We start from the raw sequence: 12,473 nt of genomic DNA, 5'->3' as shown, positions 1-12,473 counted from the left end.
CGGCAAATCACGAAAGACCAAAGAAGCAGACTGCGTGGTGTCCGTGCGGCGGAGTCTTCGCTATAATCCGCGACCTGCTCAAGCCGCAGGCTCGCCGAGCGCCATTTCTGCATTACGGGCCGGGCCGCATCAACCGGGGTTCGACGAGAGCCTGAAAGGATCGCGCATGTTTGAAAACCTGACTGACCGCCTCTCGCAGACGCTGCGCCATGTTACTGGCAAGGCCAAGCTGAACGAGGACAACATCAAAGATACCTTGCGCGAAGTGCGTATGGCGTTGCTTGAAGCCGACGTCGCCTTGCCGGTGGTCAAAGACTTCGTCAACAACGTCAAGGAACGCGCCGTCGGCACCGAGGTGTCGCGCAGCCTGACGCCAGGCCAGGCGTTCGTGAAGATCGTCCAGGCCGAACTCGAAAGCCTGATGGGCGCTGCCAACGAAGATCTGGTGCTCAATGTCACGCCGCCTGCGGTCATCCTCATGGCGGGCCTGCAGGGTGCGGGTAAAACCACCACCGCTGGCAAGCTGGCGCGCTTCCTTAAAGAGCGCAAGAAGAAGACCGTGATGGTTGTGTCGGTCGACGTCTACCGTCCTGCCGCCATCAAGCAGCTTGAAACCCTGGCCAACGACATCGGTGTGACGTTCTTCGCCTCCGATATCAGCCAGAAGCCGGTCGACATCGCCCTGGCAGCCATTAAAGAAGCCAGGCTCAAGTTCATTGACGTGGTCATCGTCGATACCGCCGGTCGTCTGCACGTCGATGTCGAGATGATGGGCGAGATCCAGGCGCTGCATGCTGCGACCAAGCCAGCTGAAACGCTGTTCGTGGTCGATGCCATGACCGGTCAGGATGCGGCCAACACCGCCAAGGCCTTCGGCGATGCGCTGCCGCTGACCGGTGTGATCCTCACCAAGGTCGACGGTGATGCTCGCGGTGGTGCGGCCCTGTCGGTGCGTGCAATTACCGGCAAGCCGATCAAGTTCATCGGTATGGGTGAGAAGAGCGAGGCGCTGGAGCCGTTCCACCCAGATCGTATCGCTTCGCGAATCCTTGGCATGGGCGATGTGCTCAGCCTTATCGAGCAGGCTGAACAGACCCTCGACAAGGATAAAGCCGACAAACTGGCGAAAAAGCTCAAGAAAGGCAAAGGCTTCGATCTCGAAGACTTCCGCGATCAACTGCAACAGATGAAAAACATGGGTGGCCTTGGCGGTCTCATGGACAAGCTGCCAAGTATCGGCGGCGTCAATCTTGCGCAGATGGGCAATGCCCAGGGCGCGGCCGAGAAGCAGTTCAAGCAGATGGAAGCCATCATCAACTCGATGACGCCTGGCGAACGCCGTGACCCGGACCTGATCAGCGGCTCGCGCAAGCGCCGTATTGCAATGGGCTCGGGTACCCAGGTGCAGGACATCGGGCGTCTGATCAAGCAGCATAAACAGATGCAGAAGATGATGAAGAAGTTCTCCGCCAAGGGCGGAATGGCAAAAATGATGCGCGGCATGGGCGGAATGCTCCCCGGCGGCGGCATGCCAAAAATGTAATTGCGTCGCGTGCAAGCTTCTTTGCACGCGTCCCACACGGGGGGCGACCCCCGGTCAGCCTGCGTTATGCGGGCTTTTACCTGCTGTCATACCGACAGCTCCCTCGCAAATCTGGAAGGCATGCCGATAGGCGCCGGAAAAAGACATTTGCAAAAGTCGGGATATTCCTTAGAATATGCGGCCTTTCGGGCACCTATGCCCGCTGTGCATCTTAGATTTGCAGCACCGACTACAGGAACGATGTTCAATGCTAACCATCCGTCTTGCCCTTGGCGGCTCCAAAAAGCGCCCGTTTTACCACTTGACCGTAACCGACAGCCGCAACGCTCGTGACGGTTCCCACAAGGAACAGGTTGGTTTCTTCAACCCGGTTGCCCGTGGTCAGGAAATCCGTCTGTCCGTTAACGAAGAACGCGTCAACTACTGGTTGAGCGTTGGTGCACAAACTTCCGAGCGCGTTGCCCAGCTGCTCAAAGAGCACAACAAGACCAAGGCCGCGGCCTGAGTCTTATGAACGCGACGCCTGCATCTGCCGACGATCTGATCGTCATTGGCAAGATTTACTCGGTTCATGGCGTTCGCGGCGAAGTGAAGGTCTTTTCCTTTACTGATCCGATTGGAAACCTGTTGGACTACAAAACCTGGACGCTTCGGCGCGAAGGCAGCGTTGAGAAACAGGTGGAGCTGGTCAGCGGACGCTTGCAAAGCAAGTTTCTGGTCGCAAAGCTCAAAGGTCTCGATGATCGTGAAGAAGCCCGTCTTCTCTCCGGTTACGAAATCTGCGTGCCGCGTAACCTGTTCCCTGATCTGGACGATGGCGAGTACTACTGGTACCAGCTTGAAGGCCTCAAGGTCATCGACCAACTCGGGCAACTGCTCGGGAAAATCGATCACCTGCTCGAAACCGGTTCGAACGATGTAATGGTTGTAAAGCCCTGCGCGGGTAGCCTGGATGATCGTGAACGCCTGTTGCCCTATACGGAGCAATGTGTGTTGGCAATCGATATGGCTGCTGGCGAGATGAAGGTGGATTGGGACGCGGACTTCTGAATGCCATGGCCAGCCTGCGCATAGAAGTCATCAGTCTGTTTCCCGAGATGTTTTCCGCCATCAGCGAATACGGCATTACCAGCCGTGCGGTGAAACAAGGGCTGTTGCAGCTGACTTGTTGGAATCCGCGGGATTACACCACTGATCGCCATCACACTGTGGATGATCGCCCATTTGGCGGTGGTCCTGGCATGGTGATGAAGATCAAGCCCCTCGAAGATGCTCTGGTTCAGGCCAGGCAAGCGGCAGGGGATGCGGCGAAGGTTATTTACCTGTCGCCACAAGGCCGTCAGCTGAATCAGTCTGCGGTACGCGAACTGGCGCAGGAGGAAGCGATTATCCTCATCGCCGGTCGTTATGAAGGCATTGACGAGCGTTTTATTGATGCTCATGTCGATGAAGAGTGGTCGATTGGTGACTATGTTCTTTCCGGTGGCGAGCTGCCGGCTATGGTCCTGATTGACGCGGTTACGCGGCTGCTGCCTGGAGCTTTAGGGCATGTGGACTCCGCGGAGGAAGATTCCTTCACGGACGGTCTGCTGGATTGCCCGCACTACACCCGACCTGAGGTGTATGCGGATCAGCGTGTTCCCGACGTGTTGCTAAGTGGCAATCACGCGCACATCCGGCGTTGGCGTTTACAGCAGTCCCTTGGGCGGACCTATGAACGACGCGCTGATCTTCTGGAAAGCCGCTCGCTTTCTGGAGAAGAGAAGAAGCTGCTGGCGGAATACATCCGCGAGCGGGACGATAGTTAACGTATCGATGGTCGATCCATACGGATTACCTTAGGAGCACCAGCATGACTAACAAAATCATTCTTGCCCTCGAAGCAGAGCAGATGACCAAAGAGATCCCTACCTTTGCACCAGGCGACACCATCGTCGTTCAGGTTAAAGTGAAGGAAGGCGACCGCGCTCGTCTGCAAGCATTCGAAGGCGTTGTAATTGCCAAGCGTAACCGTGGCGTGAACAGTGCTTTCACTGTTCGTAAAATCTCCAACGGTGTTGGCGTTGAGCGTACTTTCCAGACTTACAGCCCGCAAATCGACAGCATGGCTGTGAAACGTCGCGGTGACGTTCGCAAGGCCAAACTGTACTACCTGCGTGACCTGTCCGGTAAAGCAGCGCGCATCAAGGAAAAACTGTCCTGATACAGTTTTTCGATGCATAAAAAAGGCAGCCTTCGGGCTGCCTTTTTGCTATCTGATGTTTGAAAATTCGTTTTTGGCGTACACGCACACATACTGAGTTGAAATGGCTGCCATCGACCACCCGCTGATTGACCGGTTTCTGGATGCGCTCTGGCTTGAAAAGGGGCTGTCCGATAACACCCGCGAATCCTACCGCAGCGACCTGGCGTTGTTCAATGGCTGGCTGCAGGAGCGCAACGTTGATCTGCCCAGTGCCGGACGCGAGGTCATCCTCGATCATCTTGCGTGGCGCGTTGAAAATGCCTACAAACCGCGCTCTACAGCACGTTTTTTATCCGGTGCCCGAGGCTTCTATCGGTACCTGCTGCGTGAAAAACTCATCACGCTCGATCCAACTCTGCAGATTGATATGCCTCAGCTGGGCAAGCCATTGCCCAAGTCACTCTCCGAAGCCGACGTCGAAGCGCTGCTGGCAGCACCCGACCTGAGTGAGCCCATCGGCGAGCGTGACCGTGCCATGCTTGAAGTGCTGTATGCCTGCGGTCTGCGCGTGACCGAACTGATCAGCCTGACACTGGAACAGGTCAACCTGCGCCAGGGCGTACTGCGGGTGATGGGCAAAGGCAGCAAGGAACGGCTGGTGCCCATGGGCGAAGAGGCCATCGTCTGGGTCGAGCGCTACCTGCGCGGTGCCCGCGACGAGTTACTGGGCGGGAAACCCAGCGACGTACTGTTCCCTAGCACCCGAGGCGACCAGATGACCCGGCAGACCTTCTGGCACCGCATAAAGCATCAGGCAACGGTTGCGGGCATCGGCAAATCCCTGTCACCGCATACCCTGCGCCACGCCTTCGCCACCCATTTGCTTAATCACGGCGCTGACTTGCGTGTGGTGCAGATGTTGCTGGGGCACAGCGATCTTTCGACGACCCAGATTTATACCCATGTGGCACGGGCGCGGTTGCAGGAGATGCATGCCAAGCATCATCCACGCGGTTGACTCACGACGTATTTTGCGAAGCTTCTTACGTCGCTCCGAGTCGGCCCCGCGAGCCTTATGTGGTAGGCTTTGCCGGTTTCGCATATCAAGGCTGGCGCCCCTTTTTTCGACCGCCGCCAGTCTGCCCGTCGTCATAGGAGTTTCCATGCGTTTGCCCCAGATTTTCGCTGCCGCCGCTTTACTGCTGGCCGGCACATTCAGTATGTCTGCCCTGGCTGATGCAGCCCCCGATCAGGCCATCCGCAAGACCCTTGATTCGCTGGAATTGCAGTTGCCGGTCGAGAGCATCTCGCCGAGCCCGCTCAATGGCCTTTATGAAGTGAAGCTCAAGGGCGGTCGCGTGCTTTACGCCAGCGCCGACGGCCAGTTCGTGGTTCAGGGCTACCTGTTTCAGGTGCAGAACGGCAAGCCGGTCAACCTGACCGAGAAGACCGAACGTCTGGCCATTGCCAAGACCATCAACGCCATTCCGCTTTCTGAAATGGTGATCTACCCGGCGGTGGGCGAGACCAAATCGCACATCACGGTATTCACCGACACTACCTGCCCGTATTGCCACAAACTGCACGAAGAAGTCGGGCAGTTGAACAAAATGGGCGTCGAAGTCCGTTACATGGCATTCCCGCGCCAAGGCCTGGGTTCTCCGGGTGACGAGCAGTTGCAGGCCGTGTGGTGTTCCAAGGACCGCAAAAGCGCCATGGACCGCATGGTAGACGGCAAGGACATCAAGGCCGCCAAGTGCGACAATCCGGTGAGCAAGCAATATGAGCTGGGCCAGTCGATCGGCGTCAACGGCACCCCTGCGATTGTCCTCGCCGACGGTCAGGTGATTCCGGGCTATCAGCCTGCTGCTCAGGTTGCCAAACTGGCAATGGGCGCCAAATAACGCTTTGTCACATCAGTATGCTTCATATGAGCATGCGCTACACGAGGCCGTGTTTTTGGCGCCTCTTCACATTTGTAGCCGTATGGCAACGTGCGGCGGATTTCACGGCTGATCAAGCATCAGCTGTTTTTCGGGGAGTTCATCAGTGAAACCGGTCAAAGTAGGCATATGTGGGCTGGGTACTGTCGGTGGCGGTACTTTCAACGTACTTCAGCGTAACGCCGAGGAGATCGCCCGCCGTGCCGGGCGAGGAATCGAAGTTGCGCAAATTGCGGTTCGTACACCAAACCCCAACTGCCAGATTGCCGGTACGCCTACTACCAGTGATGTGTTTGCCGTTGCGACCAACCCTGAAATCGACATCGTCGTTGAATTGATCGGTGGCTACACCATCGCCCGTGATCTGGTGCTCAAGGCCATCGAGCATGGCAAGCACGTGGTGACGGCCAACAAGGCGCTGATCGCGGTTCACGGCAACGAAATTTTCGCCAAAGCGCGTGAAAAGGGCGTAATCGTTGCTTTTGAAGCAGCTGTCGCTGGCGGCATCCCGGTCATCAAAGCCATTCGCGAAGGGCTGTCGGCAAACCGTATCAATTGGGTGGCCGGCATTATCAACGGCACTGGAAACTTCATCCTCACCGAAATGCGCGAGAAGGGCCGTACCTTCCCGGATGTTCTGGCCGAAGCCCAGGCGCTGGGTTATGCCGAGGCCGATCCGACCTTCGACGTTGAGGGTATCGATGCAGCGCACAAGCTGACCATTCTGGCCTCCATTGCCTTCGGCATCCCGTTGCAGTTCGACAAGGCCTACACCGAAGGCATCACCAAACTGACCACCGCCGACGTGAACTACGCTGAAGCGCTGGGCTATCGCATCAAGCACCTGGGCGTTGCACGCAGCACGGCCCAGGGCATCGAGCTGCGCGTACACCCGACGCTGATCCCGGCCGATCGTCTTATTGCCAACGTCAACGGCGTGATGAACGCGGTGATGGTCAATGGCGATGCGTCCGGCTCGACGCTGTTCTACGGTGCCGGTGCCGGTATGGAGCCTACGGCTTCCTCCGTAGTGGCCGATCTGGTGGACGTGGTGCGGGCGATGACCTCCGATCCGGAAAACCGTGTGCCGCATCTGGCCTTCCAGCCCGATTCGCTGTCCGCGCACCCGATTCTGCCGATCGAAGCCTGTGAAAGTGCCTACTACCTGCGCATCCAGGCCAAGGATCACCCGGGCGTGCTGGCCCAGGTGGCGAGCATCCTGTCCGAGCGCGGCATCAATATAGAGTCGATCATGCAAAAGGAAGTCGAGGAGCACGATGGTCTGGTGCCGATGATCCTGTTGACGCACCGTGTTGTGGAGCAGCGCATCAATGACGCCATTCAGGCCCTGGAAGCTCTTCAGGACGTGGTTGGCCCGGTGGTTCGTATTCGCGTAGAACATCTTAATTAACATCAGCTGCGAGCCGTCAGTTGCAAGCTTCAAGCTACAAGTCAGACGCCAGTCGTTTTGAGCTTGACGCTTGAAGCTTGAGGCTTTCAGCTCAAACCAAAGGTTTGATCCCATGCGCTATATCAGTACTCGCGGCCAGGCGCCGGCCCTGAACTTCGAAGATGTGCTGTTGACTGGTCTGGCCAGCGACGGCGGTCTGTATGTGCCGGAAAACCTGCCACGCTTCACTCAGGAAGAGATCGCTTCCTGGGCCGGTCTGCCGTATCACGAACTGGCCTTCCGGGTGATGCGCCCCTTTGTGGCTGGCAGCATCCCGGATGCCGATTTCAAGAAAATTCTTGAAGAGACCTACGGTGTCTTCGCCCACAGTGCTGTGGCACCGTTGCGTCAGTTGAATGGCAACGAGTGGGTACTTGAGCTGTTCCACGGTCCTACCCTGGCGTTCAAGGACTTCGCGCTGCAATTGCTCGGTCGCTTGCTGGACTACGTGCTGGCCAAGCGTGGCGAGCGTGTGGTGATCATCGGCGCTACCTCGGGTGACACCGGCTCTGCAGCCATCGAAGGCTGCCGTCGCTGTGACAACGTCGATATCTTCATTCTGCACCCGAACAATCGGGTATCGGATGTCCAGCGCCGGCAGATGACCACCATCTTTGGCGACAACATCCACAACATTGCAGTAGAAGGCAACTTCGACGACTGCCAGGAAATGGTCAAGGCCAGCTTCGCCGATCAGGGCTTCCTGAAGGGCACGCGTCTGGTCGCCGTCAACTCGATCAACTGGGCGCGAATCATGGCCCAGATCGTCTACTACTTCCATGCATCGCTGCAGTTGGGCGGTCCCGCGCGCTCGGTATCGTTCTCGGTTCCGACCGGCAACTTCGGCGATATCTTTGCCGGTTACCTGGCACGCAACATGGGGCTGCCGGTCAATCAACTGATCGTCGCCACCAACCGCAACGACATTCTGCACCGTTTCATGAGCGGCAATCAGTACGTCAAGGAAACCCTGCACGCTACGTTGTCGCCTTCCATGGACATCATGGTGTCGTCGAACTTCGAACGCCTGTTGTTCGATATGCACGGTCGCAACGGTTCTGCCATTGCCGAGTTGATGAGCACGTTCAGGCAGGGCGGCGGTTTCAGTGTCGAAGAAGAGCGCTGGACCGAAACCCGCAAACTGTTCGATTCGCTGGCAGTCAGCGACGAGGACACCTGCACGACCATTGCTGAAGTGTTTGCCAGCACCGGCGAACTGCTTGATCCGCATACCGCTATCGGGGTGAAGGCTGCTCGCGAATGCCGTCGCAGCCTGGACACGCCGATGGTGATTCTGGGCACGGCGCATCCGGTCAAGTTTCCGGAGGCAGTGGAGAAGGCCGGTGTAGGAAAAGCGCTTGAGCTACCTGCACATTTGTCTGATTTGTTCGAGCGTGACGAGCGCTGCACTGTGCTGCCAAATGACCTGAAAGCCATACAGGCATTTGTCAGCCAGCATGGCAATCGCGGCAAACCGCTCTGACAGAAGCGTCGTGTAACAACTTTAGGCCCGCCACTTGGCGGGCCTTTCTGTTTCTACGTGCCAAACTTCGCTGGTTTTCGAACCATAGAGTTGGGTCATTTGTAGTGAAGCAGGCAAGCATGCAAAGCGTAGTCAGGGAGGCAGACAGCACATTGAGAGGCCGCGCATGGCATGCATGTTGTTGGCGCTGGTTTTTGTCGGGCCAGCCGATGCGGCGCAAAGCTTGCCGTTTACCCTGACAGCCCCTTTCGTGGCTTCAGCGGATCTGGCCCTCACAGATCAGGATCGTGCATGGCTAGATCAGCGCAAGGTACTTCGGGTCGGCATTGCGATTGCCGACTACGAGCCGATTGATATCACCAGTGACCGCAACCGTTATCAGGGCATCAGTGCCGACTATCTGGGGTTGGTCAGCGACCAGTTGAACATCCCGGTGCAGGTGACCGGGTTTGCCAGGCGTGACGAGGCCATCGAGGCATTGCACGACGGCAAGATAGACCTGCTGACCAGCGCCAATGGCTTTGAGCGGGGCGTGAAAGGACTGTCGTTCTCAACCGAATACATGCCGACCGATCTGTTGTCGTCGGTCGTGGCAACGATCTGAGCCCGCCGCCAAGCCTGGCCGGCAAGAAGGTTGTGCTGCTTGATGGCTATGCCGACTCGGACGTCGCTCACCGCGTTTATCCTGACAGCGAGCTGATTATCGCGCCTAACCTCTACAGTGCTCTGGAGGCCCTGAGCCAAGGCGAGGTCGACGCGTTTATCGGCAACGAAGTCATTGTCCGGGCCTACACCGCCCTGCGTCCTTATCTCGGATTGCAGATCAAGTTCGAAAGCCGGTTGCCTCCGGTAGGGTTTTCTTTTGCAGTGCGTGACGATGAGCAGCGCTTGCTGACCTTCATCAATCGTGCGCTGGACAGTATTGAACCGTCGATCGGTCGTGAAGTGCTCGGCCGCTGGACGATGGGGCTGGGCGCTGACGTGGAGGGACAACGCATTCGCCTTACCGGTGCCGAGCGGCGCTGGCTGCTCAAGCACCCGAGCGTGACCATCGCCACCACACAGCATCCGCCGTACATCTACAAAGACAAGAATGGCCAATGGGTGGGGCTGAACGCAGATGTGCTGTCCCGTATCTCACGCATGACCGGGTTGCAGTTTGTCCATCAGGAAGTGCCTTCCACGCAGCAGAGCATTGAAATGCTGCGTGCCGGTCTTGCCGAGATGAACACCTCGCTTGCAGAAAATGCCGAGCGTCGGCGGTTTCTGGACTTTACCTATTCGTTCGGAGGCAACAGTTGGATGTTCGTGGTCCGCTCCGAGCGCTCATCCCGAGTATCGCTCGACAGTCTGGCCGGTAAAGTGCTGGCACTGCCTGCCCGGCATGCGCTCGAGGACCTGATCAGGCGCGAGCACCCCTTGATCCAGCTGCGTCTGGTGGACACCTACGACCAGGCCCGCGCCCTGGTGGAAAGCGGTGTTGCCGACGCGACCATTCAGAATGAAGTAGGTGCCTACCTGTTCCCGGCCGGGCAACTGAAGGTCGCCCGCAGTGTCGATGGCCAATGGTCACCCGACAGGTTTTCGGTGATCAAGACCCAGCCCGAACTGCTGGGCATTCTGAATAAGGCGCTGGAAGAGTTCCCGGTGGCCGAGTTGCGCTCGATCCGCTTGAAGTGGCTGGGCTCGGCACTGCCTCAGCCTTCGCTCTGGGGGCGGATACCGCAGTGGGTATTCTGGGTACTGGCCCTGGCCTTACTGACCGGGCTGGTGTCACTGGTCTGGAGCAGTCGCCTCAAGGTACAGATTCGCCAGCGCCTCAAGGCTGAAAGGCAGCTCAATGACCAACTGGCCTTCAAACACGCCTTGTTCGATGGTATCCCCAATCCGATTTATGTTCGCGATCTCAAGGGACGACTGATTTCCTGCAACCGTAGCTACGAGCAGAGCCTTGGCATCAGTTTCGAGCAGATGAATGGTCGACGCCTTACGGATGTCAATCTGATACCGCGTGCATTGGCTGAGCAGATGCATACCGACTACCTCAACTTGCTGGAAAATCACCAGCCAGTCTTTTCCGACCGCACCATCGAACTGTCCGGAAAACGCATGGACGTCTGGCAATGGACGGTCCCTTTCTTCGCTGCCGACGGACAGCTGCAGGGGCTGCTGGGCGGCTGGGTCGATATCACCGAGCGCAAGCAGCTTGAGCAGCAGCTCCAGAAAGCAATGCGTCTGGCCGCTCAGGCCAACGAGGCGAAGAGTGTCTTTCTGGCCAGCATGAGTCATGAAATTCGTACCCCAATGGGTGCAATCATCGGTTTGCTGGAGCTGGAATGCGCACACGCTTTACGCAAGGGGCATACACCGTCGCAAGGCTTGCAGGTCGCCCATCGCTCGGCTACGGAGCTGGTGGCACTGATTGGCGAAAGTCTTGATCTGGCCAGAATCGAAGCGGGCGGCATGCAGTTGTCATTGACAGTCACATCCTTGCAGGCTCTTTTCGAGGGCGTAATCGAGCTTTTTTCAGCGCAGGCCCGGGAAAAGGACCTGGAACTGCGGCTGGAATTTTCCGAACAGGCTCAGGGCGATTACTGGCTTGACCCGCTGAGGCTGCGTCAGGTGCTGCACAACGTCCTGGGCAACGCCCTGAAATTCACCCGGCAAGGGTCGGTCGTCTTGAGAGTGGTGGCGCTGGATGACTCATCTCGCGTACGCATCGCTATCCAGGACAGTGGCGAAGGTATCGAGCCAGAGCGTCAACAGAAGATATTCCAGCCCTTCACTCAGGCCAGCGATGACACTGCCGCCCATTACGGCGGGAGCGGGCTGGGACTGAGCATCACCCGGCAACTGGTGGAGTTGATGAAGGGCGACATCAGCCTCTACAGCGAGCCGGGCGAGGGTACGCTGGTCAACATCGATTTGCCGCTGGTCAGGGTAAGCGAGCCGGTTTCGCCCTCCAGCGATGTCCCGGATGCACCTGTGGATACGCGCAGCCTTCGCTTGTTGGTGGTCGATGACATGTCGGCCAACCGGCTGGTGTTGACCCGCCAGCTGGAGTTTCTTGGTCATCAGGTGGTGGCTGTCGAAGACGGCAAGGCTGCGCTGTCGAGGTGGTGCGAAGAGCCGTTCGATGCGGTCATCACCGACTGCAACATGCCGGGTATCAGCGGTTATGCATTGACCGAAGCCATTCGACAGACCGAAGAGAAAGAGCAGCGCCGGCGCTGCCCGGTCATTGGCTGTACCGCTAACGCAATGAGCGACGAGGCTGCACGGTGTGAGCAGGCGGGGATGGACGGTCTGCTGATCAAACCGCTTTCCCTGGCGCGTCTGGCCCAGGAGCTGGCGGATCGGGTACGTGAGCCGACGTTCGACATCAGCACGCTGCAAAACATGACCCGGGCCAACCCGCAACAGATGCAACGGTTGTTGGGCGAGTTGTGGAAGAATCTCAGGCATGAACACGCCTTGCTGGAGCCTGCGGTGCTGGCAAATGACTGGAACGCCTTGAGCGCTTGCCTGCATCGGCTCAAGGGCGCGGCGAGTCTGGTTGACGCAGTGCCGTTGGCCAAGGCGTGCGCGGCGCTCGATGAAAGTGTGCGGCTTGAGTGTGTAGCCAGTGTGCCTGAGCGCTGGTTGGCGCTGGAGGCTGCGATGACCGGCCTGCGCGCTGATATCGAGTTGCAATTGGTGGCAGTGCCCGACATTGCACCGGCTTGCGATTGATGCTTGCTGAAAAAAAACGTTAATCGCTACCGGGTTTAGGACATGTCCTATGGGGCATGCGTGCGGGAGGAGCTACAGTAAGTGTTCCCCTTGTAGTGGTCTAATGGTTCCGGACACTCATTTAGGCGAGAATATCG

At 57.9% G+C, this 12,473-nt stretch carries 9 protein-coding genes and 1 pseudogene; all 10 read left to right on the top strand.

What is annotated here, in order from left to right:
• The first annotated feature begins 166 nt into the window (after positions 1 to 166).
• The 10 genes and pseudogenes from ffh (at position 167) to LJU29_RS20170 (ending at position 12,336) form a co-directional block, all read left to right on the top strand.
• Positions 167 to 1,543, top strand: coding sequence for a signal recognition particle protein (ffh, locus tag LJU29_RS20215; protein WP_005732467.1), 1,377 nt, complete (start codon positions 167 to 169; stop codon positions 1,541 to 1,543).
• A 247-nt stretch (positions 1,544 to 1,790) separates the two neighbouring features.
• Positions 1,791 to 2,048, top strand: a complete 258-nt coding sequence (rpsP, locus tag LJU29_RS20210) for a 30S ribosomal protein S16 (protein ID WP_002552521.1) — start codon at positions 1,791 to 1,793, stop codon at positions 2,046 to 2,048.
• 5 nt (positions 2,049 to 2,053) lie between these two features.
• Positions 2,054 to 2,593: a ribosome maturation factor RimM gene (gene rimM, locus LJU29_RS20205; RefSeq protein ID WP_002552522.1), complete on the top strand. Its 540-nt coding sequence runs from the start codon at positions 2,054 to 2,056 to the stop codon at positions 2,591 to 2,593.
• A 5-nt stretch (positions 2,594 to 2,598) separates the two neighbouring features.
• Positions 2,599 to 3,351 (top strand): tRNA (guanosine(37)-N1)-methyltransferase TrmD, encoded by a 753-nt coding sequence (gene trmD, locus LJU29_RS20200; protein WP_002552523.1) that lies wholly within the window; start codon positions 2,599 to 2,601, stop codon positions 3,349 to 3,351.
• Between the two features lie 44 nt (positions 3,352 to 3,395).
• The gene (gene rplS / locus LJU29_RS20195; RefSeq protein WP_002552524.1) at positions 3,396 to 3,746 is read left to right on the top strand and encodes a 50S ribosomal protein L19; all 351 of its coding nucleotides are present in this window, start codon (positions 3,396 to 3,398) and stop codon (positions 3,744 to 3,746) included.
• Between the two features lie 103 nt (positions 3,747 to 3,849).
• Positions 3,850 to 4,746 carry a site-specific tyrosine recombinase XerD gene (xerD, locus tag LJU29_RS20190; protein ID WP_057452690.1) on the top strand — a complete coding sequence of 299 codons (897 nt, stop codon included), beginning with the start codon at positions 3,850 to 3,852 and terminating at the stop codon, positions 4,744 to 4,746.
• A 145-nt stretch (positions 4,747 to 4,891) separates the two neighbouring features.
• Positions 4,892 to 5,632, top strand: coding sequence for a bifunctional protein-disulfide isomerase/oxidoreductase DsbC (dsbC, locus tag LJU29_RS20185; protein WP_002552526.1), 741 nt, complete (start codon positions 4,892 to 4,894; stop codon positions 5,630 to 5,632).
• A 145-nt stretch (positions 5,633 to 5,777) separates the two neighbouring features.
• Positions 5,778 to 7,082, top strand: a complete 1,305-nt coding sequence (locus LJU29_RS20180) for a homoserine dehydrogenase (RefSeq protein ID WP_002552527.1) — start codon at positions 5,778 to 5,780, stop codon at positions 7,080 to 7,082.
• 112 nt (positions 7,083 to 7,194) lie between these two features.
• Positions 7,195 to 8,604: a threonine synthase gene (gene thrC / locus LJU29_RS20175; RefSeq protein WP_002552528.1), complete on the top strand. Its 1,410-nt coding sequence runs from the start codon at positions 7,195 to 7,197 to the stop codon at positions 8,602 to 8,604.
• 166 nt (positions 8,605 to 8,770) lie between these two features.
• A pseudogene (locus tag LJU29_RS20170) lies at positions 8,771 to 12,336 on the top strand (ATP-binding protein).
• Positions 12,337 to 12,473: the final 137 nt, after the last annotated feature.

This window comes from Pseudomonas ficuserectae (assembly GCF_024584585.1).
Classification (GTDB): Bacteria; Pseudomonadota; Gammaproteobacteria; order Pseudomonadales; family Pseudomonadaceae; genus Aquipseudomonas; species Aquipseudomonas amygdali.
The sequence above is the reverse complement of the archived record's forward strand: the minus strand, read 5'-3'. Positions and strand labels throughout refer to the sequence as shown.

Excerpts from the sequence above, each read along its gene's own strand:
- ffh (WP_005732467.1), top strand. The coding sequence starts at position 167 with ATGTTTGAAAACCTGACTGACCGCCTCTCGCAGACGCTGCGCCATGTT.
- xerD (WP_057452690.1), top strand. The coding sequence starts at position 3,850 with ATGGCTGCCATCGACCACCCGCTGATTGACCGGTTTCTGGATGCGCTC.
- trmD (WP_002552523.1), top strand. The coding sequence starts at position 2,599 with ATGGCCAGCCTGCGCATAGAAGTCATCAGTCTGTTTCCCGAGATGTTT.
- dsbC (WP_002552526.1), top strand. The coding sequence starts at position 4,892 with ATGCGTTTGCCCCAGATTTTCGCTGCCGCCGCTTTACTGCTGGCCGGC.
- rimM (WP_002552522.1), top strand. The coding sequence starts at position 2,054 with ATGAACGCGACGCCTGCATCTGCCGACGATCTGATCGTCATTGGCAAG.
- thrC (WP_002552528.1), top strand. The coding sequence starts at position 7,195 with ATGCGCTATATCAGTACTCGCGGCCAGGCGCCGGCCCTGAACTTCGAA.
- rplS (WP_002552524.1), top strand. The coding sequence starts at position 3,396 with ATGACTAACAAAATCATTCTTGCCCTCGAAGCAGAGCAGATGACCAAA.
- rpsP (WP_002552521.1), top strand. The coding sequence starts at position 1,791 with ATGCTAACCATCCGTCTTGCCCTTGGCGGCTCCAAAAAGCGCCCGTTT.